This window comes from Nostoc sp. DSM 114160, assembly GCF_053470305.1.
Genome location: NZ_JBPFGO010000001.1, coordinates 3,472,028 through 3,498,114, shown reverse-complemented (window position 1 = coordinate 3,498,114; position 26,087 = coordinate 3,472,028). Strand labels below are relative to the sequence as shown.

Genomic DNA, 26,087 nt, shown 5'->3' with positions numbered 1-26,087 from the left:
AGTTAAAAGTGAAGGCGATCGCACACTCTAGTTAAAGTAGCGATCGCCTATTAAATAACTATCTAAATCAACAGATTCTAATTGTGACTGATACAGGTGTTGAAGTAGTAGATCCGAAGTTAATTGCTGACTCTTAACACAACATAAGGCGAGTTAATTGCTGGGGCTTGATTAGAACTAACCAATGCTTGGTAGATAAAAGCTGCTACCTGGGCGCGAGTGGCGGTTGCAGTTGGATTCAGGGATTTCACGTTCGGATAGTTCACCACAATTTGCTTTTGGGCTGCTGCGGCGATCGGGCTACGGGCATAGTTAGCGATGTTAGAGGCATCGTTGAAGTATTTCAGAGTGCTTTCGGCATTGCCACTGGGACTATATTTCAGACCGTTAGCGAGGGAAACCAAAACCTGCTCGCGGGGAATAGCTTGATTAGGCTCAAAGCGATTTCCAGGATAACCAGATAAGAAACCAATAGTATAAGCTTGCCCAATCGCACTAGATGCCCAATAGTTACTAGGTACATCAGTAAAATTGATTGCCTGCCGTTGCTGGGCTTTTGGGAAAGCTTTGTCGATCATCGCGGCAAATTGAGCGCGTGTCACCGGTTCTTCAGGGCGGAAGCTACCATCAGGAAATCCAGCAATTACACCTTGCTGAGACAATTGTTGAATAAATTGTGCCGCCCAATAGTTAGATGAAACATCAGAAAAAGCAGTTTGAGTTGAAGATAGCGAGGAGCATCCCACTACGATCTGATTGCCTTGCAAAGGATAATTCACTGGATCGCAAACAAAACCTGCCGAATTAGCCTGTATAACAGTCCGCGTTGACGGATTTTGTTTCTCTAACTCTGATTTCAAATTGTCAGAGATTTTTTCGAGAGTGGGATGCTTACTTAAAAACTCTGAGTCTGCAACAATATCGTGAGGCCCCTTAGCAGTTATCTTAGTGCTATTGAGATAGATATTATAATCATAAACAACGTTTTTGTTTTTAGTGTTGTTATTAATATTTTTGTCAGGAAAAGCATAGAGAATGTTCCTGAGAATTCTGACATCGGATGAGGTATGAGCAAATATTTGCCCTCCATTAATTTCTGGACTCTGATTATTTAAAAAAGCTGTGTTATTTACAATATCAACATGGTCGCTAAAAAATGCATGAATCCCTGAACCACCATTATTAAATGTAAGATTGTTTTTAACTAAAGTACGTCCTTTATATGCGCCCAATTTTGAATTGTCTTGATTTCTTGTACTATCGATAATAATGCCATTACCGTCTGTGATCTTTCCAACTGCAATCCAAGGGATGTACATACGATTGTTGTAGGTCTTGTTGTTGGTAACAAACATCTTGTATCCCTGGTTGTTATCAGAATTCCAATTATTCAACATCGAAATGCCACTGCAACCATAAACGCTGTACCAGGCATTATTAAATACCACATTATTATCTATTGTCACATAGTCTGCTTGAATTGCTGAAATACCTGCTCCTCCACAGTCATGCACTTTGTTGTTCAAAATACGGATGTGATGAACATGACCATTCGTTCGACCATCAATGTTGATACAGTTTCCATTCGTCAGTGGGTTTTGTTTGTTAGTCTTCTGACTCATCGCATAATCAAGGGTTATATTGGGATTGTTTCCCATAACCTCTAACCCGTTGATCTCGATATACGAAGCTTTATTTGAAATCGTGATACCATTCCATGTATTGTGCTGAATTTTTGGGAAATGCCCAGGATATGCTTTATACCTAATCCATGCATTTGCAGTTCCAGAACGTATAATATTTACTACACTCCCAGCTTTGCCTGTATTTGTGTATACTCCGTTCATTATCAATACTGTATCGCCAGGGTTCGTAAGGTCTGCTGCCTTTTGAATTGTTTTAAAGGCAGATGAAGTAGAAAGTCCGCTATTATTGTCGTTTCCACTACCACTAACATAGTATGTTTTCGGTGTTGAATTAGCGCTGATTAGCTCACCGCTAGATAGACTAACTTCCTTGTTAGTGGATACCTGACTGGCGTTTTCAACTAAAGATACTTTTATATTGTCTCCCGGAACCAAAAGACTTAATACTACGGGAATTGCAAGATATGTGCCTAAATTTAAACCTTGAATTACCATAAGAAAAAGCTCCTCGATCGCTACTACTTAATAAAAGTATCAGGATATTCCATAATTTTGAATACTCTTTTAGATACAGAATACAATAAAGCTAATTTTTAAATAAGTATTACAATAAATATCGATATCTATCGAGACGATGCAGAGGTGAAATAGTTGCTGTTCAAGAGAATTTTTTAGGGTTAAAAATAAAGGCGATCGCACACTCTAGTTAAAGTGGCGATCGCATATAAGGGATAATTAAATTCACAACTTGAATGAAGTTAAATTTAGTAGCGGGATTGTGGTACTAAATTCAAGTTAGAATTCAGTGTGAGCCTTAAATCCTGTTCAGGTCTGAGGACAAAAGCATCTCTTTCTTTGTTCCGCAAAAGCACACTCGCACCCGCACCCGCAGCCGCACCGAGAACAGGTTTTAAATCGTCAATTCTGCGATTACCAGTAATTAGTGAACCTAAAACACCAGCACCCCCACCAATAGCTGCGTCAGTTAAAACCTGACTGGTGTTGGGCCCCTGTTTAACTCTTTGAGTTGTGGTGTATGTCCGAGAACTTGCGTTAATTGACTGACGTTGACCATTAGAAAATTCTAATTCTTGAGCGACAAACCTTACGCCTTTTCCTTGGTTATCATTTCTATCTCTGGAATAACCATCTAAATCAACAGGTTCTAGCCGTCCATTTATTTTAGTACCAGCAGGAATTAAGACATTTCTATTTCTATCGATAATGTCATTGGCAATTCTCAAGGTTAGAGATTTACTTTCTCCTGGAGCAATAGTAATTGTCTCTTTTTCGTAGGTTACAGGAAGGTTAACTCCAGAAGGAATAGTAACGTTTCCGTATTGCCCAATTCTGTCTTGGTTAATTCTATATTGTGCATTAGCAGGAGTCAAGCTCAATAGGGGACTAATGACGGTTGTAGTAACCGCCATTGCGATAAATGCAACAGTACCAGATTTCCATTGATGTATGCGAGTCATAAGAGGGTTATCCTTTGTATATGTGATGTATTTAATGACGAGGATTCACTGAGTTTGTTTCTGACTGTTTGGGAACCTGTCTGTAGGCGTATACAAGTACTTATTCTGATGGGAAGTTTTTGCGATCGCACAGACGTAAACCGTCATAGACATCGCTTCTCAGAATTTGTATTCTGCTAATGTGCGTTACTAAAATTAAAGATGAAAGGTTTGCACGACGTAAATGAGTATCATTTTGTTCCAAAATGCTGTTTTATTACTCATGTCCACATATTTAAGCCATTGAATAGAGGCGAATGGGTTGACTGTGAACTCTTACTTCCATTCTAGATTTATTTGCGAATATTGGTGAAATATTTTCGTTTTTTTAACGAATAATTCACTATCTATTATATGGGTATTTATGATTGCTGTTGGCGCTGTTTAATCTCTGCGATCGGTAATAGTAAAGTATCTTCTATTTGCTGTCGGACTTCACGGCTGACATAACAATCGCTATTTAGGAAAGATATCAGTAACAAATTAGCATTGTGGTACTGGTTTAGTAACTCCTTCTGCCGTTCGCTAAACTGCCAATTATGACCAACATTACGATGTTTAATTATTACTGCTCTTAATTCCTCTCTCCAAGCTTGCATATCATCTAACCACCATTTCTGAGATTTTTTCCAGTCTTTTCCGTCTGGTAGTTGCTCTTGAAGTTGTTGCAGTGAATACTTGAGTTCTGAGTTAAGGGTTCTGGAAAGAAGTTGAGAGAGATTGAGATCGAGAGAGAGGTTGACTGGTCGACATAGCTCAAAGTCGAGGTCAAGGTCAAAGTTGAGAGGAAGGAAGACTTCGAGAGATCGGGAGAGGGAAACAACTCGGGAAAAGGAGAAGGCTCGAAAGAATGAGAGAGAAAAGTAAAAAGCTCTAACTGTTGCTGGTTTGTAAGAAACCTCAACGGAAATAGATTTCTCTCTTACCCATATAAGAAACTGTTGCAACTTTTGCTCATCAGCCAGACTCGCATCAATTTTCTTTTTTATACACAGCAATAATCGATCTGCACTTGGTGACATTCCAACAGCTAGCAAAAAGACTTCTCGCCAACGTTTCTCGGTCATGTGGCTAACAAGATTTTGTAGCGCCTCTTCTGATGACTGTCTGACAACCACAAATTCTCTAGCAGTGAAATACTCGTGAAATGTAAGGTGACAAAAAGAGTAAATATTTTTTGCCCTGGCTACAACAAGTCCATGATGATGCTCAATTGAATGCAAAACTTGCTCGCTATCAAATTGCAATGCTTCCTCATCAGTATTAGCACCAGGTAAATTGCGGATATATTCTGTAATGTATTGTTCTGCTATTTTTTGTTTAAAGAAATAGTCACCTAACTCAAAGGTAGCCAGAGCAATTTTACTGAGTAAATCTTCTTTACGTTGGACTGACAGCTTTTTATAAACTTGATCGCGCTGAATTCCCCGCTTTGCATCCCATTTTTTTAATAGCGTATCTATTCCTTCTTTGTATAGCTCAGAACGATTTGCTGGAAAATCTCCTGACTCTTCAAATGCTAAACATAACAGTGTTAGTAGGAGCGGACTTATAGCGAGTTCTTGAATTCGGTTATTGTCTTTGAGGAGTTTAATAAAAGTCTTTGATTTTATAGCTTTATTCTTAAACCAATTATTTGCAAAATTAGCAATTTGCTCATCGTCAAAATCAGCAACTTCAACCTCCGTAAACTTTTCAAAAGTATACTCACGTGCTGCAATCCGGCAAGTCATTACAAAGTGATTGTTTGGGAAACGGTCAGAAAACTCACGAATTTCCTTTAATATACGGCTGTTATCTTCTTCTCTAACCTCATCTAAGCCATCGAGTAAAAGTAATACTTTACCGTGAGTTATCACATTTTGAATAGACGTGATAAATTGCGTCTCTAAAATGTTACTTGTTGCAGAAACGTGATTTACGGCATTTTCACTGATGTATTCCAACAATCCAGGTTGATTTAAGGCTTCAGCGAAGTCTTTGAGTGTGATAAAAATTGGCACGCAATTACTCTGAAATTTAGCTTCAATACACTGAATTGCCAAATACTTCAAAAACGTAGTTTTACCTGCTCCTGGCTTACCCAAAATCATCAACTTAGGATATTTTTCTACCGCCTCTAGCCCTGGTACTCGTTTTTGAGTAATTCTGCCCAGTCCAAAGCGGTCAAAATCTTGGCTTTTACACTGTTGTAATAATTCATCAATGCCTAACCGCCGCTGTCCCCAGTGATTTTTTCCAAAATATTAACGCTGGTGTAAATGTCATTCAAGCCAATGGGTTGAGTCATATCTAGCACTCGCATTGTGCCGCAACGTTCTTGAATGATGGGTTTTATCTTTTCGCGTACCCCTTGCACGATCGCATCAATATCAATACTGTTATGCTGATTTACCTCTGGTTCACTGGCTGGTTCAGTAACTAGTTCTTCCCACTCTAAATCTAGCCTGTCGCAAATCTGGACAAAAAGATTGCGGTCAACAGGTTTACCTGTAAAGAACTTTCCAATCGGCTGGCGAGTTACTTGTAAATCTTCAGCTAATGCTTTTTGAGTTAAGGAACAGCGAATTAAAGCTCTTTTTGCTTTTTGGATACCTTCTGGAGAACAGGAAAGCGATCGCCCGGACATAAGCTAACCATTACACTTTTGCTGATTCTAACTGCCAATTCTCCAATTCATGCTCATCGCATACACAAGTCACTCATATCTCAAACCTGTATTTAAGCCTAGAACAAACACTCACCTGTCAAAGTATGGATGTAGTGATTCTAACAATTTGGGAGGGAGTCTATGTTATCCAAGAAATTTCCTTCAAGAGATGAAGTGCTAGCTGTTGCAACGCTGATTATGGTAATTGGTTCTCTCACTCTCGCAGTTATCGATGAAAAAAGTCGCCCTCCATTTCTAGATTTAACCAAATTTGCTGTCGGTACATATATTGGATTGTTGATACCTCGGTCAAGGCCAAGCGATCGCGATGTCTAAGACAGACTACGCCTACGCAACTAAATGACAAATTCGATAAGAAAGATCCCCGACTTCGTAAAAGTTGTCGGGGATCTGTGACTTCCAATTCTCACAAATCAAATAAGAATGTTTTCTTCTCAGTCAACAGAAAAAAATAACGAAAAGCCTCCAGAAGAGTTTCATTTTTCTCCGAAGACAGCAAAACTTTTTCATGCAACAAGAAAAATTGACTCAGAAAATTGTAAATTTTTGTAAAATTGATGTCTTCAAGACTAGAAACCTGATATCTAGATAGCTAAACTAACAAACAGTGCATCTGTACTGTTAATAATTAAAAGTAGATGTGGCGCTATAGCCTGAATGATCCCAGTACAACTTATCCTCAAAAACTTCCTTAGTTACCGTAATGCAACTTTAGATTTTGGCGGTTTGCATACGGCTTGTATTTCGGGTTCCAATGGTGCGGGTAAATCTTCTCTTTTAGAAGCAATCACTTGGGCAATTTGGGGTGAAAGCCGCGCCACTGCTGAAGATGATGTCATCTATTCTGGTGCGAAAGAAGTTCGGGTTGATTTTACTTTCAAAAGTAACCAGCAAAAATATCGGGTGATTCGTACCCGAATTCGGGGAGGTACTAGCGTCCTGGAATTTCAAATAGAAATACCATCTGGGTTTCGCTCACTCACTTGCAAAGGGGTAAGAGCAACCCAAGATTTGATTTTAGAACATATTAAGCTCGATTACGATACTTTTATTAATTCTGCCTACTTACGTCAAGGTCGTGCAGATGAATTCATGCTCAAGCGTCCCACAGAACGCAAAGAAATTTTAGCAGAGTTGTTGAAACTCAATCAGTACGATGATTTGGAAGAACGAGCAAAGGAATCTTCTCGTCAGTTCAAAGCCCAGGCAGTAGAGTTAGAGCGTTCTTTGGAGTCGATAAAAATTCAGCTGCAACAACGCCAGATCACCCAAGCGCAAAGAGTGGAGTTAGAAGCCGAACTCAACCAACTGCAACAGGTGCAAGCTTTTGATAATATTCAATTACAAAGTTTGCAAGTTGTCCAGCACCAGCGCCAAAATTGGGAACAACAACTCAGCTTTATAAAGCAGCAATACCAAAATCTTACCCAAGATTGCGATCGCCTCCAACAAGAACAATCAGCTATTGGCTCTCAGCTAGCAGATTTAGAAAAAATATTACACCAAGAAGCTGAAATTAAAGCCGGATACGCCCAATATCAAAGTCTCCAATCTCAAGAAGAAGCCTTTGCTGTCAAATTTGAAGAACATACCCGCGCCCAACAAAATCGCCAACAAAAGCAACAACAGCTTACCAAAGAAATTCACGAAATCGAACGGCAACTGCAACAAGCCCAAGCGCAGTTAGAAGCTTTGCAGCAACAAGAGCGAGATATTCAACAAACTCTGACTAAATCAGGTGAAGTCGAAGCTGCTTTGTCACAACTAGCCGCAGCCCGCCATCATGTTACTCGTTTAGATGAATTGCAAATGCAAGTGACTCCCTTGTTGCAACAACGAGCAACTTTACAAAGCCAACTCGATCGCACTCATGCTGGTTTAGTAGCGCGACTCGAACAACTGCAAAGTACTGAGAACCAATTGCAACGCCAGCACAGTCGCCAACCGCAACTGCAACAAGCGGTGATGGATGTGGCAATTCAGATTGAGGAACTGGAGAAAAAGCGGGTTTATCTGCAACGAGTCCAAGAAAAAGGGCAAGAAAGGCGGCATTTTATCGAACGTTTGCAAGCTCACCAACGAGACTATGAAAAACTGCTGGGAGAATTAGAGCAGAAATTGCAAATGCTGCAAAATCCTGAAGCACTTTGTCCATTATGCGAGCGTCCTTTAGACGAACATCACTGGAGTAGGGTGGTGGAAAAAACCCAAAGTGAGTTAGAAGATACTCAAGGGCAGTTTTGGGTAGTACGGGAACAATTAGCTGTGTCTGACAAAGAAATTCAGACACTCAGACAGGAATATCGCGATATATCCCAACAATTGACGGGCTACGATGGTTTACGCGAACAACGGGGACAGTTAGCAGCGCAGTTAGAAGCGACAACTGATGTGCAAGAACAGTTACAACAAATTGCTGCTGAAAAACAGCATTTAGAGCGATCGCTCCAAGCAGGTGATTACGCTCCCGATAAACAAGCGGAACTCCGGCAGCTAGACCAATATCTGCAACAAGTTAATTATAATGAGCAAGATCATGCCCTCGCTCGGAGCGAAGTTGAGCGGTGGCGATGGGCAGAAATTAAACTCCAGCAAATAAAAGATGCAACTAAGCGACAAGCGCAACTATTAGCCCGAAAACCAGAATTACAATCTCAAATTGCCCAATTACAAGCCAAAATCCAGCAAGAGCAGATTGATTCTGAATGTGCTAAACAAATCGCGGCTCTTGAGCGTCACATTACTGAAATTGGCTACAGTTCTGAGCAGCACAATAATCTGCGTATGGCTGCCAAGAAAGCTCAATCTTGGCATTTGCGGTATCAACACTTGCTATCAGCCCAGCAGCAGTATCCGCAACTCCAGACGAGATTGCAAGAGTTAGAAGAGTCCAGAAGCGCCAGAGTCACGGAGCGCCAAAAACTCGGCAGCCAAATCGAAAGTATTATCCAGCAACTACAAGCAACAGCTAATCCATCTGCCCAAATTCAAGCTTTAGAACAGCAGCTAGCAATCCGCAGACGGCAACTCGACGAGCAAATAGCGAAGTTGGGGCGTTTAGAACAGCTGGCGCATCAACTGGAAATGCTGCAAATTCAGTACGAACAACAGCAGCAGCAATTACAATCTTGCAAGCAGGAATATCGTGTTTATCAGGAATTAGCGCAAGCTTTTGGTAAAAATGGTATCCAAGCATTGATGATTGAGAACGTGTTGCCGCAACTGGAAGCCGAGACAAATCAACTACTTTCGCGGCTGAGTGGCAATCAGTTTCATGTACAATTTATTACACAAAAAGCTGGGCGTAGTGCTAAATCAACCAAAAAAAATGCCAAGCTAATAGACACCTTAGATATTTTAATCGCCGATTCTAGAGGAACGCGAGCTTACGAAACTTACTCTGGTGGAGAAGCTTTTAGAATTAACTTTGCCATCCGTTTGGCTTTGGCGAAATTATTAGCGCAACGGGCGGGGGCGGCGTTGCAATTGTTAATTGTGGATGAAGGTTTTGGTACACAGGATGCCGAAGGATGCGATCGCTTGATTGCCGCGATTAATGCGATCGCTTCCGATTTCGCCTGCATCCTCACTGTTACCCATATGCCCCACCTCAAAGAAGCCTTCCAAGCCAGGATTGAAGTGAATAAAACTCAAGAAGGTTCGCAGTTGAGTTTATCAATTTAATTACGAATTAGTTAATTGTATTTTACCCGTGCATCCAGACCTAACGAGCGGAGCTTTTTCGTTAGCGTTTCTGCTTGGGCGCGATCGCTAAATGCTCCAGCATTCACATAATCCCCTAAATTGGATTGCTCCGCGACAGCATTGGGTATATATTGTTGTACTTTACTCAGAGTATCATTACTGGAAATTGGAATTATTACTCTGTAAGGATTATTAGCAACTAATGTGTTGCCATTGGTAACAGGTACTACATTGTCATTGGCAGGAGGTAATGCATAGGGATTAGTGTTAGCTAATACATAGTTATTATTCTCAGTATAATTGCCCCCAGTTGAACCATTTAACCCCAATGCTTCCCAAGTTTGCCAATCTACATTTCCAGTAGAACTAATTCGAGAATATTGCTGGAATGCAATCACAGATTGTCTAGTGTAATCGTTGAAAAGTCCATCAGGATTAGTATTAGAGAAACCCAACTGCGCCAAACGCTCTTGAACTAATCTGACATTTTCTCCGCGATCGCCTACAGTGAGATAATTTCTACCTGGTTGTTGAATGCTACCTGTAGAGACTCTACGCACTGAGTCCAGAACTTGGGCATTAGCAATGCCATCAACAGGTAATCCATTATTTCGTTGGAATGCAATTACAGCTTCTCTAGTCATTGGGCCAACATTCCCAGTGGCATCAGCATTTAAATAACCTAGCTGCCGCAAACGCACTTGCAGTTCTTTGACTTGTTGAGTGGAAAGACTCGATCTTCCTGGAGTCACAGAAGTACCCATTAGTGCGTTCCAAGTTTGTCGATTCACAATCCCGTTAGCAGTTATGCGATAACTTCGCTGGAATGCAATTACAGCATCTTTAGTAATTCGTCCAAAATTCCCAGTGGGATTAGTATTAAAGTAGCCTAACTGCCGTAGACGCTGTTGTAATCTTGTGACGGCTGCACCAGTTTTGCCTTGAGAAAGAGTAGGATATTGACCAACTGGCGAACGTGATGCGCCACCGATATTTCTATTAGAAATTCTACTTTGACACGCTCGTTGCAAGGCTCGTTGAGTGCTAACACCTACAACTCCATCAGCCGATATTCTATTGGCTCGCTGGAATTTGATTACAGCATTTTGAGTCAAGCTAGCAAACTTACCTGTCATTGGGCCGTTAAAATAGCCTAACTTTTTTAAACATCTCTGGCTACTGCTAACTTCAGGCCCATTACTTCCTATTTTTTGAAGTGCTAAAACTTCTCCAGCAATACTCAGAAGCCCCGTAATCAGAGCCACTGATAAAAAACGCATTGCACCAAAAGTCGATAACTTTTTCCAATTTAAAAATTTAAAATTAACTACGATAGGAACAACCTTGATGCTTTCGGATGCCTCGTAGACTGAGGCAAGCTTGATTAAATGGCTAGCTACCCCTGTTTTCACTTGCTTTTTTAAGTTAATAAATATAAAAAAGTATACCACTTACTAGATGTAAGAATTACTTTTCGTATGATTCTTTACAAGTAAGTGTCCTGGGGAGTGGGGGACAAGGGGGACAAGGGAGACAAGGAGATAAATAAAACTCCTAACTCCTAACTCTTAACTCCTAACTCAGCACTATTTTGCCCAATGCCCCATGCCCCATACCCTATACCTATTGCTCATCAACTTTTTCAGTATTACCTGCTTTCACCCAACCTTCTTGTTCGCTATCTTCCAAACGGATCTTTTGCCAAGCTTTATCCTCGCTTTCTGACAAAATAATAATTTTTTGATTAAAAGCAACTCCACCAATCTTTTCAGCTTCTTGATTTGGTTGCGATCGCAAACTCAAGCCTTCAGCCCAACTAACACGTCCTCGGTAAGCTCCCGATGGTAATGGTTTGGATGATGGAGTAGCCTTTGGTGATTCTGTGGGAGTAGAGGTTGGGCTTGCAGACGATTGAGTAGATGTTCCAGGTGTAAGAGCGGGCTTACTTTCTCCAGGCTCAGTTTTTTTAGGAGCTTGGGCTTTCACTGAAGGACTATCATTGGAAAAAATGGGTTTGGCAGGGGCTATGCCAGTACGATTCATAAAATAGAGTGCAATTGCAGCACCGCCACCTATTAGCACAGCGATCGCTAAGAAAAATCCCAGTATAAACTTTGTTAAGCCAGACAACATAATTAAAACCTGATTATCAAGAGTCAAGGGTGTAGGTGAGCCAGTTATGTACGTATTTTCCCCCATTGAGGAGAGTGGTGTTTAACTGGCTCTCATGGGTTACGAGTAGAGAAGCAAATAACCCATCAGTATAAGAATCAATAGTCCATAATAATTCATCATGAACTATTGACTTTTGACTAACTGATTATTGTAGCTATGCTGAATAGACATCTGGTGAAATTAAATATGCGTTATCCAAAATCTTTGTAGAGACGTAAGCACTCCTGCGTCTCTACATTATTTTTGGGTTCACGTAGTGCGCCGGAGGCGTTCGCTCAAAGGATTGTGTTTAGATGCTAAACGCGCTCTTCCAGCAGCAGCCCATTCTTGGAGTTGCTGAATTTGCTCTACGGCAGTTCGTGCTAAGGGTATGATTTGACTAGCTGCTTCTAAAATGTCGTCGGTAGCAAAGTCGCGATTTTGGCTAAATCCAATATGCATCGCTTCAATTAAAGTTTGCTCAATCTCGGCCCCAGAAAAATCAGGGGTTTCATAAGCTAGCCTGTCGATGTCATAACTTTTCAAGTTATGGGGGCGCAGTCGGGATAAATGAACATCATAAATTGCTTTTCTCTCTTCTTGGGTGGGCAAACCCACAAAGAAAATTTCATCAAATCGTCCCTTGCGGAGCATTTCTGGCGGTAAAGCTTGGATGTCGTTGGCGGTGGCGACGACAAACACGGGTGAGCTTTTTTCGGCTAGCCAATTAATAAAAGTGCCAAACACACGGCTGGCTGTTCCGGCATCACCTTTGCTACCAAGCCCTGCAAAGGCTTTATCTATTTCATCAATCCATAAAATACAGGGAGCGAGGGCTTCAGCTACTTGAATCATTTGGCGAGTGCGAGATTCTGATTCGCCCACTAAACCACCAAATAACCTGCCCACATCCAAACGTAGCAGGGGTAAATGCCAATGATGAGCGATCGCTTTTGCCGTTAACGATTTACCAGTTCCCTGAATACCCACCAACATTAAACCACGGGGGTGCGGTAATCCGTACTGTCGCGCTCGATCTGTAAATGAACCTCCCCGCCGAATCAACCAATCTTTCAAGTTATCCAGTCCGCCAATATCAGAAATTTGCTCAGTGGCGGGGTAGAAGTCCAGGATTTGGGTTTGGCGGATAGTTTGGCGCTTTTCTTCCAAAACCAGTTCCATGTCTTCTGGTCGCAATTCTCCGTGGGTTGCGATCGCTTTTGCCAAAACCCGGCGAATCCGTTCCATCGAAAGTCCTTGACAAGAGCGCACCAAATCATCTAAAACTTTTCCAGAAAGGGAGTTACCAGTACTTTGTAGTAAGCGATCTATCTCAGTTTTTATTTCTGAGGCGGCTGGTAAGGGAAACTCGACGACTGTCAGCACTTCCGTTAAGTCATCAGGGATGGCGATGCGTGGCGACAGTAGAACAATATTTTTTGGTTGCGATTTGAGAAGTCTGGACAGATTGCGGAGTTTGCGGGCGATCGCCACATCTTCTAAAAAGCGATGATAATCTCGTAAAATCATTACCGCAGGTGCGGAAGCTGGTAATTTTTCAATAAATTCCAAAGCTTGCAACGGGTTACGTCGCCCAAACCCAACATCATTGGGGTTTCCCTGGTAGCCATCGACAAAATCCCAAGTATACACCGGGCGATTACCCTGGTTGCTTGCTTCTTCCCGGATAGCTGCTTCTACCCGTTCTTCCTCGTATGTAGGAATATAAATCAAGGGGTAGCGGGCACGTAGCAGCAGTTTAAACTCTTCACGGAAGTTCATATATATGTTATTGGTTAGTTTCTCTTGAACGCAATGTACAACTTTCTTGGTTCAGAAAGCCAATGAGTAATTAGCAAGAACAATACAATATTGCTTTTCTCGTTCAGCAAATATGGGACTCGTATTTGATTGCGTGAAAAAACTCAGTATACATTTATTCCTTCTTCCCTATTCCCTATTTTCTCCCTACGCAAATAATTTCTCCAAATCAAAGCGGATTCCTATATGCACAAGTTAAAATAATGCTGTTCTTAAATAGACTGTTAATTTAAAATTAAAAACCTAGTGATTTCTAAAAATCATTAATATTTTTTATAACGTAATCTTGGGAAAATAGGTGATTGAATGTTACTTTAAGCAAGAGCTTGTAAAAATTATGATTGACTTAGTTTTAGTAATTGATCAAATACAACAATTATTGATATCTTTTGGATAGAAATATGAATATCAACTAACTTATACCGAAAGTATTTAATAAAATATAAAATAATAAGCCTGTATAGACAGGCTTAGTTAGCACAGCCGAAGACTTAAGTCTGACGTAATTATCAAATTACTTATCCTGGAAGTTGCTTTTTTAAAGCTTCCAGAGAAGCCCAACGGTTATCAACTGGAGTCTCACGACTATCAGAAGTATCAGGACTATCAACTGTACTACTTACAAGAATACCTGGACAATTGCGATCGCATAATTGGCGCTGCGGTATTGCCAAACACATCTGCTCATACAGCCATTCGTTGGGATAAAAATAACCATCAGGCGGTAAGCTTTCCAGCAAATCTTCCATAACCACTTCCCTTTCTAAGGGCAAGTCATTTGCCTGATTTGCAGTTTCATCTAACCAGATAATTTCCTTCGTATCAACCCCTAAACGGTGATTGTATTGCTGCAAGCAGCGGTTGCACGTACAAGTAATAATTGTTTCTGCCTGAGCTGACACTTCCAGGTAATTGCCATGATGTTGCACGCGCACATGACCGCGAACTGGAGTTAACGTTTCTAGACCAGGCAGAAATTCTTTAACTTGAACTTCCTCTGTTCGCTCCGATGCTCTAGTTAGCTGCGGAATATAAATTGCGTCCATAGGATTTGTGAGACATCCTCACTAAAATTTATCTCGATTATCAGCAATTATACTGATACTGAATCTTTATTTTATCCCTTAATAAAAAGAGAAATTTTGAAATTATATATGGTTATGAGTTTTCAATTAACTCCAAACTCATAACTCCTAACTCCTAACTCCTAACTCCTTCCAACGAAGCGGGACAAACAACCAGATGGCGATGTGGCTCTTTACCGCGACTGAAGGTTTCTAAATCTCCAAATTCTTTTAAGAAGGTATGAACTTGACGGCGTTCAGCAGAACTAAGAGATTTGATTTCTACTTCTCTACCAGAAAAGCGCACTTCATCGGCTGCTGCTTCTGCTAATGCCCGAATTTCGGCTTCTCTTTTGACCCGGTAGCCATTTAATTCAATGGTGTAAGAGGCTTGTTTTTCTGGGGGTTGGCTAAGGTTTAGAACCGAATTTGCGAGATACTGAATCGCATCTAACACAGAACCATCAGCACCAATTAACACCTGGATTTGTTCTGATGTCAAATTAGTTTGGTCAATAGTCAACCAGTAGTTATCTGGTTCTGGAGAATCGCCGTCTTGAGATTGGGCAGTTTCTAAATGACCTTGAATTTCAGCAGGTATTCCAGTGAGTTCCAGCAGGGTTTTTAACCACTGCTGACCTCGCTGCATCGGAATGTCGCTCATGATCCCCCTGTTGCCTTTTTCTTAGGACTTTTTGGTTCAAACGGTAATGCTTTTTGCTCTGTGACTGCTGCTTCTTTCTCCTGGGTTTCTACAATTTTTTGTAGTTCCTCCGGTAGAGGTTCGCGGGAGAGAAGATAAGTTTGGGCGGTTTGGAAAATATTACCAATCACCATATACATCAGCACCCCAGCTGGTAGGGGGAAGAACAAGAACATCCCAGAAAAGATGACGGGGGTGATTTTGTTAACTGTATCCTGCTGCGGATTGCCACCACTGGAATTTTGCCCGGAAAGCATTTGGCTAACATAAAGGCTGATTCCAAAGAAGACGATCATGGCGACGATATCCCAGTGGATTGTGCCATCTGGATCTTGTGCGCCAACCCTGCCTAAAGCATCAATGAATAAAAAGCCTTTTTCTGCGGCTAATCCAGGAATTGTTCCTTGAATAGTAACTTCTCCTGGTTGCAAGGCTTCTACATTGCCCTGGGCATCAATTTTTATTCTATCTTCACCTTTGGTAACTTTCCAATCAGGAATCAGCTTATTTTCTGGGTGTTCTGCTAAGAGTACCTGAAATGGTTTACCTTCAACAGTCTGATACTGTATTTTGGTTTGTTCTCCCACCGCTAATTTATTTCCGCTGGGAATAATGGCAGCTACTTTAACGTGTTCCCCATCTGCAATGTAAATATTTTGAGGAGCAGTGGCAAAGGCTTGCGGTTGAATTTGTTCGATTTGTTCTGCGGGAAGAATTTGCAGGTTAACGCTGTAGTTCGCACTTGCAAAAGGCGAACCCCGCAAGGTAGCAAACAGCGCTAACAAAACTGGCATTTGCACTAGTAAGGGAAAACAGCCTGCCAAAGGGTTGCCAAATTCTTTTTGGACATTAACCATTTCCTCCTGCTGCTTTTGCGGATCGTCCTTATAGCGCTCTTTGATTTCTGCCATCCGCTTCTGCATCAGAGGTTGTACAATTCGCATTTTCCGCATGTTGCGAATTGAGCCAGCACTCAGGGGATAGAGCGCGAAGCGGACTATCAAGGTCAAAGCAACGATCGCTAATCCGTAGCTAGGCACAATACCATAGAAGAAATCTATGATTGGCAGCATCACGTTGTTCGAGAGAAAGCCGATACCAAAATCCATTATTCTGAATTCAACCTGAGGTACTGTAAACTGAATCTAATTTATCTAAATCATGATTTGTCGGCGACTATCTTTCGCTACGGATAGCCGCACATTTTGAGTGCTGAGTGGTGAGTGCTGAGTGCTGAGTTAAGAGTTAAAGAGTTAAGAGTTAGGAGTTAGGAGTTTTGTTTGTCTCCCTTGTCTCCCTTGTCTCCCTTGTCTCCCTTGTCTCCCTTGTCTCCCCTGCTCCCCTGCTCATCACTTGTTAGCAGGAGCGCTAAATTCGGGATTTTTCGCCGCAATTCTTTCGTTTATGTAGTCATAGACTTCGCGAAACTTGGGAATTGCACGCAATTCCAGACGACTGCCGTTTTTTAGGGTGATTGCCATATCTCCCCATAAGCCAATGCCACGGGGAACTTTGACGACTTTGACAATTTCTGAGTAAATTACGTCAGTGCGATCGCGCCCTTGCCAACCTCCGGTAACAGTAATTCGGCGATCGGTGATGCGGAAACGCAGCCACAATGCCCTGACAATTGCCCCGACTGCTAATGGTAGCCCGACAATGGTTAGCCCTATCAGTAGGTTGACAATTAAATCCCCAACATGGGGCCCACCTTCATAATAAACATCTTCACGAATTCCCATCGAACACCTCAGCTTGTGCCAACAACTGCTCTAATTCTTGCAGAAATTGTGGGCTTACGCACTTAGATTCTGCTGCTGTGGGTTTGACAATGAATACTAGCCGCCATCCTGGTGATAATTTTGGCAGTAGATTATATAAAGCCGCAGTAATTTGCCGTTTGATTCGGTTGCGAACCACTGCCCTTTTGCTGACTTTTGTGCTAATTGAAATACCAATCCGCGTGCTAGCAAGGAGCTTTAAGTCAGTTGTTTGTGTAGTCTGAGTGGCAGTGTCCAAAGAAGGTTTCGTTGAACATAAGGGCTTTAAGGCTCTCAATGTTAAATAAGAGCCATGACGCCGAATTCCTTCTCGAAAAACTGCCTGGAAATCCTTGCGGGATTTTAGCCGATTTGTTTTAGGCAAAGCCACAGATGCTCTTTATCGCTCGATCTGTCCTAAACACTCAGACGGTGACGGCCCTTTTTTCTTCTGGCGCTAATCACGTTTCTGCCGTCTGGTGTCCGCATCCTGGCGCGAAAACCAGAGGTTCTTTTTCTCTTACGGCTAGTACCGCCCAGTGTTCTTTTCATACTCTTCTCCTCTTAAGTGATTTTTATAAAAACTCACAATCTCTAATTTTATCACTTTCTTAGGGAATTGGGAATAACCGATTGGTTATATCCCTATTCCCTATTCTTAAGTAATGCTCAAAATCCATGTTCCCATATAGCGCAGTAGTGGTACATCCCCAGGGGAAAGCACTTGACAGTTAAAATAGTAAACTCCGCCGAAGGATGGGTTTTTCACGTTAGATAACACTACCTCGACTGGGCTACCTGCTGGTACTGGATCTTGAGGAAAAATATTGATCAGTTTACCTTCTTTGTCCCATTTCACCTCAGAAAGCGGAACTGCTTTGCCTTTGACTCGGACTTCAATTTTTTTCTGGTCAAAAGTTCCTTTGTAATAATCAGGGTAGGTAATGGCAAATTGACCAACTGCCAATTTCATTCTTTTGGCTGGAATCTTTAGTATGTATCGATCCCAACCATTAGCTTGTCCCCCAAAATCTAATCGGAAGGGTAGCTGATTTTCTTGTTTGACGCCGCTAAACAGCGTAAATCCAGGTAAGCTTTGCGCCCAAGTCAAGGCTGGTAATCCAGTAACCAAAAAGCTACTCACGGCTAAAGCAGAAAGTAAACGTCGCATAATCGGGCTTCCTCTACGAAAATATAAATCTGTTATCTAAAAATAACTGTGTGTTAGTATTCTTTACTAAACTTTACTACTAGCTTCCTGACAATGGACGTTTAATATCCAAAAAAAGTGCCATCCTGCCTGAAGTTTAGGCAACAGTAAAGTTACTTAGTATTAAAACAAACGTATATTCAATTTACTTCATTACCCTTAGAGCTAATTTGTAAACTCAAGTAAAGTACTTGTCTTGCAAGGATTTCAGGAATTTGAGTCAAAAAAATACTTATTCGCTGAAACTCAGACCTAGTAACGAGTTGAGTATCCTTCAGATTTTCTTTACGAATCAGCTCTTATGTAGCCATGATTTGATTGCTAAGTTGGGTCAAATTTGAACTAGATATAAACACAGTTGGGGGTTGGATTGTGTTTCTAAATATGTATAAGTGTATCTAAATTTGAGAATTTTGTTATAAAAATTGAGGTGTGCCATCAGCGATCGCCAGTTAAGTTGGGCTAAATTGATTAAAATAAGTTGGATTGGAATCGAAGTCGCAATCATTAAAATTTGATTGGGAAATTATCAAGCTTTCAAAATTCGGTCAATATTACTCTATAAGAAAGGAATACCAAAATTTCTCAATCCCGAAAACAACCTAAAGATAAAGATGCAAAATTTGGGAATCAATTTAGGATGTGCAATACATAACCCTGTTTGCAACTATCTGAAAATATGACATCTGCGAGCGGCAAAGCAAAAAGTCCGATTGGAGGGAACCTCCGCTCAGAACTTTACAAAAAAATGAGGCTTTGTCTAGAGAGCAAAGAGTGGGAGAAGAAAGATTCAAGGTTCAATCTACAAGTAAAATTCATGGCTGATGTTCCTGCCTAAGTACCATGAGTGCGGGACACCCATCATCTGGACAATCGCTTACTTGGCAGAGATTAAGTATTTATCTTCAGGAGATTTCATGAGAATAGCAGTTGCTAAAGAAATTGAAGTTTGTGAACGTCGTGTGGCATTAATTCCTGACACCGTTGCCCGATTGGTAAAACAAGGTTTGGAAGTTTGGGTAGAAGCGGGTGCAGGAGAACGCTCATTTTTTGGCGATCCTGACTATGAAGCAGCAGGAGCCACAATAATCAGCGATACTGCCAAATTATGGGGTGAAACAGATATTCTGCTGAAAGTAAGTCCACCGCAAGAACGAGAAGATGGACGCTCAGAAGTTGATTTGCTAAAGGAAGGGGCTGTTTTAGTCAGTTTCCTCAATCCCTTGGGAAATCCTGTTGTGGCGCAGCAACTAGCAAATCGGAAAGTCACAGCTTTGAGTATGGAGATGATCCCCCGTACCACCAGGGCGCAAAGTATGGATGCTTTGTCCTCGCAAGCTTCATTAGCCGGTTACAAAGCAGTATTAATTGCCGCCGCCGCGTTACCGAAATACTTTCCGATGTTAACCACAGCCGCAGGCACGATCGCTCCAGCGAAAGTATTTATTATGGGCGCTGGTGTCGCTGGATTGCAAGCGATCGCCACCGCTAGACGCTTGGGAGCAGTAGTAGAAGCCTTTGATATTCGTCCCGCCGTCAAAGAAGAAGTGCAAAGCTTAGGGGCAAAATTCGTTGAAGTCAAATTAGACGAAGAAACCGTCGCTGCTGGCGGTTACGCCAAGGAAATTTCTGAGGCTAGCAAACAACGTACCCAAGAAGTTGTCGCCGAGCACATTAAGAATTCTGATGTAGTGATTACTACAGCCCAAGTACCTGGGAGACAAGCACCACGGCTAGTTACAGAAGAAATGGTGGCACAAATGAAACCCGGTTCAGTAATTGTGGATTTGGCTGCTGAACAAGGTGGTAACTGCGCTTGTACCGAACCCGGCAAAGATATTGTGTGGAACGGCGTAACAATTATCGGCCCGATCAATCTTCCATCATCGATGCCAATTCATGCCAGCCAATTGTATGCCAAGAACGTAACATCGTTGATTCAACTGCTAATTAACAAAGAGAAAGCTTTGCAGGTGGACTTTGGCGACGACATCGTTGATGCAGCTTGCGTTACCCACGCAGGTGAAATTCGCAATCAACGAGTGCGGGATGCGCTACAAGCATTGAATACTCAACAACCAGCGGTTAATTAGGGAGATGTGGTTCGACTGCGCTCACCAACCGGGAGATAGGGGGGGACAAGGGGACAAGGGGACAAGGGGGTAAACAAAACTCTTAACTCCTAACTCCTAACTCAGCACTCCTAACGCCCCATGCCCAATGTCCATTTATACAAGGAGTTTTGATTTCATGACAGAGGCATTACTTGCTGCTTTGTTTGTATTTGTATTGGCATCTTTTATCGGCTTTGAAGTTATCAACAAAATCCCACCTACTTTACACACGCCCTTAATGTCAGGCTCAAACGCGATTTCTGGCATTTCGGTACTTGGGGCAATAGTGGCTTCAGGTGCTAGAGAAACAACTGTGTCAGTGATTCTCGGTTTAATTGCTGTAGTACTAGCTACAGTCAACGTTGTAGGTGGCTTTCTCGTCACAGATAGAATGCTGCAAATGTTCAAGAAGAAGGAGATTAAGGCGTGAGCGACTTTTTACCAACTGGCATTCAGCTGACATATTTAGTCGCTGCATCCTTATTCATTTTTGGTTTGAAAAAGCTGGGTTCACCAGCTACAGCCCGAAACGGTAATGTGATTGCATCTGTGGGCATGTTGCTGGCAATTGTGGCAACAATGCTAGATCGGAATGTGTTGAACTACGAGATGATATTGTTGGGCTTGGCGATTGGATCGGGAATTGGGGCGATCGTTGCCTACAAAGTCCAAATGACGGAAATGCCCCAAATGGTGGGTTTACTCAACGGTTTAGGTGGTGCGGCTTCTGCATTAGTCGCCGTTGCCGAATTCTGGCGATTATTGGATTCTGGCGCACCCGTACCTCTAGATGTGAACATTTCCATGCTATTGGACGTGTTAATCGGTGGTGTTACCTTCACAGGTAGTTTTTTAGCCTTTGCTAAATTGCAAGGTTTAATTAGCGGTTCCCCGATAACATTTCCTTTCCAGCAACCATTTAACCTCTTACTTCTGGGTGCTTATTTGGTAGGCAGTGCCTATTTAATCATCACACCAGATAGCTTACCCATATTCTTGGGAGTGGTAGCTGTTTCCTTAGTGTTGGGTGTGATGTTCGTCATCCCCATTGGTGGCGGCGATATGCCGGTAGTAATTTCGCTGTTGAACTCCTTGTCAGGTGTGGCGGCGGCGGCGGCGGGTTTCGTGGTGATGAACAATATGTTAATCATCGCTGGTGCTTTGGTAGGAGCATCCGGCTTAATCCTCACCGAAATTATGTGTAAGGCGATGAACCGCTCTCTCTTCAGTGTGCTGTTCAGTGCTTTTGGTACAGGGGCTACTTCTGGCGGTGGTGCTGCTGGTGGTGCAACCGATCAAACTGTCCGCAGTATCGATCCCGAAGAAGGAGCGATGATGTTGGGTTATGCCCGTTCTGTGGTAATTGTGCCTGGTTATGGTATGGCAGTTGCCCAAGCGCAACATAGCGTCCGCGAATTGTCAGATCAGTTAGAAAAAATGGGTGTTGATGTTAAGTATGCCATTCACCCCGTTGCTGGGAGAATGCCGGGGCACATGAATGTGTTGTTAGCAGAGGCAAATGTGGCTTATACCCAGTTGTACGACATGGATGATATTAATCCCCAGTTTGAACAAGCGGATGTGGCTTTGGTAATTGGGGCAAATGATGTGGTAAATCCAGCGGCGCGGAGTGATGCAAATAGCCCGATTTATGGTATGCCGATTTTGGAAGTAGATCGGGCGAAGCAGACGATTGTGATTAAGCGCGGTATGAGTACGGGTTTTGCCGGTGTAGATAATGAGTTGTTCTACAAGGATAAAACGACGATGCTTTTTGGTAGTGCGAAGGATATGGTGGCGAAGTTGGTTTCGGAAGTGAAGCAACTTTAAGAGAAACGAACCGCAAAGGCGCGAAGGGTGCGAAGTCAAGAAAGAATTTAGAGAGTTAGCTTGCCTTGGGGGTGTAATGCCTTTAGGGCAAGTTTTTTGGAGATTGTTTCACGTAAAAACGCAAAGAAGACTTTAATAAAAACGTACTAATTTTGTACTAATCAAAGGCTAATTCATGTATTGAGTATAATTTCGCAGTCAAAATTGTCTCTTGGGCTTTGACAAAACAGTAATTTTAAGTTTATAAAGTATAAAGTTACACAAAATAAACGTTAATTAATTTAACTACCTATGGACAAAGAATTATATTCACTATCTAAAATTTTTACAGAAAAATTATATAGAATACCAGACTACCAGAGAGGATATGCTTGGAATCTGAAGCAACTTAAAGATTTTTGGAATGATTTAGAACAACTGGAAGATAAAAAAAATCATTATTTAGGAGTTTTAACTTTAGAAGAAGTTTCTAGCGAGGTTATCAATCAGTGGCAAAATGATTCATGGATCATACAGTCCAAAGGTTATGACGCTTACTATCTTGTTGACGGTCAACAGAGATTAACAACTGCAATAATTCTCATTCAAGGATTGATTGAGTGTACAGATAAAAATACTAAGTTAAATTATAATACCGTTGAGGAAATCCGCAAAAAATACATATTTGATTCAAAAGATGAGGGTATTTCTAGATCGTATATCTTTGGTTATGAAAAAGATAATCCAAGTTATGAATTTTTAAAGACAAAGGTTTTTCACGAGCATTCTTTTAATATTTCTGACAAGCAGGAGACGATTTATACTCATAACCTCGAAATAGCTAAAAAATTTTTTAGAGACGCATTAGAAAAATTGTCTCATGCTGAAAAAGAAAATATATTTCAAAAATTAACACAACATTTATTGTTTAATTTATTTACAATTTCTAATGATATAGACGTTTGTATCGCTTTTGAGACGATGAATAATAGAGGAAAACCTCTTTCAGTGCTTGAATTACTGAAAAATAGATTAATATATCTTTCTATAAAGCTTAATGTTGAAGATTATGAAAAAAGAGATTTGAGGCATAGTATAAATGAAGCATGGAAAACTGTATATCATAATTTAGGTAAAAATAAAGATAATCCACTAGATGATGACAAATTTCTATTCAATCATTTTATTTTGTATTTTGGAAAAGATACAAGCGGTGAGGATGAAATATCTGCTGTTGAAACTTTTGGTGTCAATATAAATACAAGTCGTTATGTTATTCGTGCTGACTACTATAAATTTCTTTTAGAAAAAATATTTATATCTAAAAATATTGTTCAAGAAAATAATGGTAATGACAGCAATAATGCTATTAAGTTAAACACTAAATTCATAAATAATTATGTCAAAGATTTGCAAGAATCAGTTGTGTTATGGCATAAAATTTCTAATCCTTATTTTAGTGACTTTTCAGAGAATGAGAAAATTTGGCTAGATAAACTAAACAGATTAGGACATATTGGAACGACATCTGTTGTTCCTCCTTTTACCTCTTTCATCAGCTAAAAACTCTAGCTTTAGCAATAAATCTTTTCTTGCAAAAAAAGGTAATGAAATAAATACTATTGGATATAGATATGGGTCTTTTTCTGAAAATGAAGTAGCGACTTATGAAAATTGGACAGCTAAAGAGATACTTAAAAGAGGTATTGATTTACTAAATTTTATGGAAGAAAGATGGAAAATTAGTATAGGAAACGAACAAGAAAAAATAGAATTTTTGGGTATAGGATTTGTCTTAAAAAAAGAAGGGTTATCTAATTAAGCAAATATGCATTCCTTTGCCTGAGACAAAAAATGATTACCACACAATAGCCAAAATGCGCTCGCCCTCTTCTTCCTTCCTCTGTGTTCTCTGCACCTCTGTGGTTCGTTAAAAAGAGCGATCGCTAAATCTCACACTGCGATCGCTCTGGCAATATAATTAAGACTACGGTGTAACACTACGCGGATCAACAACTACAATTGCAGAAAAACGTTTAAAGTCATCAATATTAAATGTAAGTAGATGTGTAATCTGATGTGTTATCATCGCCGCAACTAAACGTGCATCATGCACCTTTTTTCCCATGACTTGGTATTTAACAATTAGAGATTCCCACTCACCAAAAATTGCAGGTGTATCAAGGTGTAGTATAAATATCTTCTTAAGTTTATTAGTTTCTTCTACTGCTTGAGCCGTGGATAAACCTAAACCATTACTATTAATTGGTCTTGTAGCGACAGCCCAAAACTCAATGAGATTCTGTGGAATTATATATAAGAATTCCCCTTGTCTCTTGAGCATCAAGATGGCTCTTTGAGTATCAAAGTGCATTGGGCTATTTTTTTGCACCAAACGCAGCAAAATATTAGTATCCACCAAATAGCTCATAACATTTCATCTTCTCTGGTGTAAATACTCTCTCGACTAATCGCTGCATCTGAAAGTGCTGGTGCTAAAGAAAAAGCAGGACTATTTATTAAATCTGTTAATATAGCTTCCCATTCTTCCTGAGTTGATACTTGATAAAAAAAACTTTCTTCATGGCTCGTTAAACTGTTTTCAATCAGAGATGCAAGATAAGCTTCTACCGATAAACCTTGTGCAGCAGCTTCAGCAATAAGACGAGCCTCTATTTCTGGTTTCAATTGTAGCTGTATGGCCATTTGTTGTCTCCTAATTCCCTGAGTTGTAGAAGTCTTGATCTGGATAATGACAAAAATCTTCTCCCTCTAAGTCTGAAAATGTAGATTTTCCTTGATTTCTGACTTGGTTCCATAACTCTGCTGCTTTCAACATCACTTCTGTTGTAATAGGAAGATAGATAATTTCTGACTTTAGTTGATTAAGTTTTCTAATTCCTGATAATTTATTTGCCCTTAATAATTCTCGTCTAATTTCATAATCTATAATTTCTGGTAAAATTACTTTATATTCTCTCTCAAATAGCGTATAAAACCATTCTTGACATTGCACAGCTAGAGGCGTTGCTTTTGGATTAGTAATTAATCCCACAGGTGCAGAATCCAAGATAATAACCTTACTCATCCTATGTTAAATAGAAATACCTTTCATAGATTCAATAATTTCTAAGGTTTTTTGCTGTTCTTCTTGTTCATCTAACTCATTCCATGACTCAAATATTTTTTTGATGTTTGTTTTCCTTTCTTGTCGTTTGATGGGATCGCTATGATTAATTTCATTAAGAGCATTTTCCCAGTTATTTAATGATGTCTGTTTCATCGTCATACTTTGACGAAATAGACGTACAATTTGTAGTAATTCTGGTAGATATTCTTCTGGAGTTTGTTGAATTTCTAATAATAGTTCAGCGCGGAGTGTAGGTGATGATTGCGCTGTTAGCGGTTGATTATTGTTCATAAATACCTTGCAAGTAAATTATTTAAAAACACGAGTAGATATTAATCAGTTTTAGCACTGGTAGTTATATTATATTTTAGCGTGAATAGCTATTTTAATTTACTGAGAACGTCCCGACGCTGACATGGTATCGAACGGAGCAAGAATCAGTTCCTAATCGAGTGCGCCTATTGCGTGGGATAAAAAAGCGATCGCTAACTTTTTGAAATGCTTAGGCTTACCGTAAGCATCGTCTTCTTCTGTTCCTCTGTGTTCTCTGCGTCTGTGTAGTTTGTTAAAAAGAGCGAGCGCCTACAAAATCTCTACTAGTGCTGTTTTCTCTACGGCTCTGTGGTTTGTTAAAAAGAGCGTAGGCGAAGCCTTCGACGGGCTTCGTCTGCAAAATCTCCATTGTGCGATCGCCCTCTGCTTCCTCTGTGTCCTCTGCGCCTGGAATGGTTCATTAAAAGTTAAAAAAGGTGTAGCCTCTCGTAGAGAAGGCATCACCTGATT

General features: G+C 40.8%; 27 protein-coding genes and 1 pseudogene. 8 read left to right on the top strand and 20 right to left on the bottom strand.

The genetic code is table 11. The annotated features are described in order from the left end of the window. Window positions 1-137: 137 nt before the first annotated feature. The 5 genes and pseudogenes from NSTCB13_RS15480 to NSTCB13_RS15460 form a co-directional block, all read right to left on the bottom strand. Window positions 138-767 (bottom strand): annotated as a pseudogene (locus tag NSTCB13_RS15480) (S-layer homology domain-containing protein); the annotation flags it as partial. A 1,643-nt stretch (window positions 768-2,410) separates the two neighbouring features. After that, on the bottom strand, window positions 2,411-3,124 hold the full coding sequence (locus NSTCB13_RS15475; protein WP_448265412.1) for a conjugal transfer protein TrbI: 714 nt from the start codon (window positions 3,122-3,124) through the stop codon (window positions 2,411-2,413). Window positions 3,125-3,224: 100 nt separating this feature from the next. Then, on the bottom strand, window positions 3,225-3,368 hold the full coding sequence (locus NSTCB13_RS15470) for a hypothetical protein (protein ID WP_448272878.1): 144 nt from the start codon (window positions 3,366-3,368) through the stop codon (window positions 3,225-3,227). 157 nt (window positions 3,369-3,525) lie between these two features. Beyond that, window positions 3,526-5,256: an NACHT domain-containing protein gene (locus tag NSTCB13_RS15465; protein ID WP_448265409.1), complete on the bottom strand. Its 1,731-nt coding sequence runs from the start codon at window positions 5,254-5,256 to the stop codon at window positions 3,526-3,528. A 116-nt stretch (window positions 5,257-5,372) separates the two neighbouring features. Beyond that, on the bottom strand, window positions 5,373-5,792 hold the full coding sequence (locus tag NSTCB13_RS15460; protein WP_448272876.1) for a hypothetical protein: 420 nt from the start codon (window positions 5,790-5,792) through the stop codon (window positions 5,373-5,375). A gap of 162 nt (window positions 5,793-5,954) precedes the next feature. On the opposite strand from NSTCB13_RS15460, the gene NSTCB13_RS15455 reads away from it, so the two are divergent. Beyond that, window positions 5,955-6,149: a hypothetical protein gene (locus NSTCB13_RS15455; protein ID WP_448272874.1), complete on the top strand. Its 195-nt coding sequence runs from the start codon at window positions 5,955-5,957 to the stop codon at window positions 6,147-6,149. Window positions 6,150-6,491: 342 nt separating this feature from the next. Continuing rightward, entirely contained in the window at window positions 6,492-9,518 is a 3,027-nt protein-coding gene (gene sbcC, locus NSTCB13_RS15450) for an exonuclease subunit SbcC (protein WP_448272873.1), read from the top strand. 11 nt (window positions 9,519-9,529) lie between these two features. On the opposite strand, the gene NSTCB13_RS15445 is transcribed toward sbcC, so the two are convergent. The 11 genes from NSTCB13_RS15445 to NSTCB13_RS15395 all read right to left on the bottom strand — a co-directional run bounded on the left by NSTCB13_RS15445 (window position 9,530) and on the right by NSTCB13_RS15395 (window position 18,759). Further along, on the bottom strand, window positions 9,530-10,951 hold the full coding sequence (locus NSTCB13_RS15445; protein WP_445627814.1) for a peptidoglycan-binding protein: 1,422 nt from the start codon (window positions 10,949-10,951) through the stop codon (window positions 9,530-9,532). Between the two features lie 211 nt (window positions 10,952-11,162). Then, window positions 11,163-11,672, bottom strand: coding sequence for an SH3 domain-containing protein (locus NSTCB13_RS15440; protein ID WP_322704527.1), 510 nt, complete (start codon window positions 11,670-11,672; stop codon window positions 11,163-11,165). Window positions 11,673-11,963: 291 nt separating this feature from the next. Then, window positions 11,964-13,475, bottom strand: a complete 1,512-nt coding sequence (locus NSTCB13_RS15435) for an AAA family ATPase (protein ID WP_445627815.1) — start codon at window positions 13,473-13,475, stop codon at window positions 11,964-11,966. A 557-nt stretch (window positions 13,476-14,032) separates the two neighbouring features. Further along, the gene (locus tag NSTCB13_RS15430) at window positions 14,033-14,560 is read right to left on the bottom strand and encodes a YceD family protein (protein ID WP_445627816.1); all 528 of its coding nucleotides are present in this window, start codon (window positions 14,558-14,560) and stop codon (window positions 14,033-14,035) included. Window positions 14,561-14,714: 154 nt separating this feature from the next. After that, a complete protein-coding gene (locus NSTCB13_RS15425) occupies window positions 14,715-15,242 on the bottom strand; it encodes a Jag family protein (protein WP_445627817.1) in 528 nt (175 codons plus the stop codon). Further along, window positions 15,239-16,390, bottom strand: coding sequence for a membrane protein insertase YidC (yidC, locus tag NSTCB13_RS15420; protein WP_445627818.1), 1,152 nt, complete (start codon window positions 16,388-16,390; stop codon window positions 15,239-15,241). The genes NSTCB13_RS15425 and yidC overlap by 4 nt, the downstream gene beginning before the upstream one ends. Window positions 16,391-16,630: 240 nt before the next feature. Continuing rightward, a complete protein-coding gene (locus NSTCB13_RS15415) occupies window positions 16,631-17,023 on the bottom strand; it encodes a PH domain-containing protein (protein WP_445627819.1) in 393 nt (130 codons plus the stop codon). After that, a complete protein-coding gene (gene rnpA / locus NSTCB13_RS15410; RefSeq protein ID WP_445627820.1) occupies window positions 17,010-17,432 on the bottom strand; it encodes a ribonuclease P protein component in 423 nt (140 codons plus the stop codon). The genes NSTCB13_RS15415 and rnpA overlap by 14 nt, the downstream gene beginning before the upstream one ends. A gap of 26 nt (window positions 17,433-17,458) precedes the next feature. Further along, the gene (gene rpmH, locus NSTCB13_RS15405) at window positions 17,459-17,593 is read right to left on the bottom strand and encodes a 50S ribosomal protein L34 (RefSeq protein ID WP_099102484.1); all 135 of its coding nucleotides are present in this window, start codon (window positions 17,591-17,593) and stop codon (window positions 17,459-17,461) included. Between the two features lie 106 nt (window positions 17,594-17,699). Further along, window positions 17,700-18,212 carry a DUF2808 domain-containing protein gene (locus tag NSTCB13_RS15400; protein WP_445627821.1) on the bottom strand — a complete coding sequence of 171 codons (513 nt, stop codon included), beginning with the start codon at window positions 18,210-18,212 and terminating at the stop codon, window positions 17,700-17,702. A gap of 370 nt (window positions 18,213-18,582) precedes the next feature. Continuing rightward, window positions 18,583-18,759, bottom strand: coding sequence for a hypothetical protein (locus NSTCB13_RS15395; protein WP_448265400.1), 177 nt, complete (start codon window positions 18,757-18,759; stop codon window positions 18,583-18,585). A 409-nt stretch (window positions 18,760-19,168) separates the two neighbouring features. On the opposite strand from NSTCB13_RS15395, the gene NSTCB13_RS15390 reads away from it, so the two are divergent. The 5 genes from NSTCB13_RS15390 to NSTCB13_RS15370 all read left to right on the top strand — a co-directional run bounded on the left by NSTCB13_RS15390 (window position 19,169) and on the right by NSTCB13_RS15370 (window position 23,996). After that, window positions 19,169-20,344: a Re/Si-specific NAD(P)(+) transhydrogenase subunit alpha gene (locus NSTCB13_RS15390; protein ID WP_445632182.1), complete on the top strand. Its 1,176-nt coding sequence runs from the start codon at window positions 19,169-19,171 to the stop codon at window positions 20,342-20,344. A gap of 157 nt (window positions 20,345-20,501) precedes the next feature. After that, window positions 20,502-20,795, top strand: coding sequence for an NAD(P) transhydrogenase subunit alpha (locus NSTCB13_RS15385; RefSeq protein WP_138499926.1), 294 nt, complete (start codon window positions 20,502-20,504; stop codon window positions 20,793-20,795). After that, window positions 20,792-22,195, top strand: coding sequence for an NAD(P)(+) transhydrogenase (Re/Si-specific) subunit beta (locus NSTCB13_RS15380; protein WP_445627822.1), 1,404 nt, complete (start codon window positions 20,792-20,794; stop codon window positions 22,193-22,195). The genes NSTCB13_RS15385 and NSTCB13_RS15380 overlap by 4 nt, the downstream gene beginning before the upstream one ends. A gap of 291 nt (window positions 22,196-22,486) precedes the next feature. Beyond that, window positions 22,487-23,737 carry a DUF262 domain-containing protein gene (locus NSTCB13_RS15375; protein WP_448272871.1) on the top strand — a complete coding sequence of 417 codons (1,251 nt, stop codon included), beginning with the start codon at window positions 22,487-22,489 and terminating at the stop codon, window positions 23,735-23,737. Next, window positions 23,706-23,996: a hypothetical protein gene (locus NSTCB13_RS15370; protein WP_448272870.1), complete on the top strand. Its 291-nt coding sequence runs from the start codon at window positions 23,706-23,708 to the stop codon at window positions 23,994-23,996. Before NSTCB13_RS15375 ends, NSTCB13_RS15370 begins: the two co-directional genes overlap by 32 nt. Window positions 23,997-24,161: 165 nt before the next feature. Here the strand turns inward: NSTCB13_RS15370 and NSTCB13_RS15365 are convergent, their stop codons facing one another. The 4 genes from NSTCB13_RS15365 to NSTCB13_RS15350 are packed head-to-tail and all read right to left on the bottom strand — an operon-like array spanning window position 24,162 to window position 25,595. Beyond that, on the bottom strand, window positions 24,162-24,605 hold the full coding sequence (locus NSTCB13_RS15365; protein ID WP_448272869.1) for a type II toxin-antitoxin system VapC family toxin: 444 nt from the start codon (window positions 24,603-24,605) through the stop codon (window positions 24,162-24,164). Further along, window positions 24,602-24,880 (bottom strand): hypothetical protein, encoded by a 279-nt coding sequence (locus NSTCB13_RS15360; protein WP_448272868.1) that lies wholly within the window; start codon window positions 24,878-24,880, stop codon window positions 24,602-24,604. Before NSTCB13_RS15360 ends, NSTCB13_RS15365 begins: the two co-directional genes overlap by 4 nt. Window positions 24,881-24,890: 10 nt before the next feature. Continuing rightward, a complete protein-coding gene (locus NSTCB13_RS15355; protein ID WP_448272867.1) occupies window positions 24,891-25,262 on the bottom strand; it encodes a hypothetical protein in 372 nt (123 codons plus the stop codon). Window positions 25,263-25,268: 6 nt separating this feature from the next. Continuing rightward, entirely contained in the window at window positions 25,269-25,595 is a 327-nt protein-coding gene (locus NSTCB13_RS15350) for a hypothetical protein (RefSeq protein WP_448272866.1), read from the bottom strand. Window positions 25,596-25,866: 271 nt separating this feature from the next. Between NSTCB13_RS15350 and NSTCB13_RS15345 the strand changes: the two genes are divergently transcribed. Beyond that, a complete protein-coding gene (locus NSTCB13_RS15345) occupies window positions 25,867-26,085 on the top strand; it encodes a hypothetical protein (protein ID WP_445627827.1) in 219 nt (72 codons plus the stop codon). Window positions 26,086-26,087 lie beyond the last annotated feature (2 nt).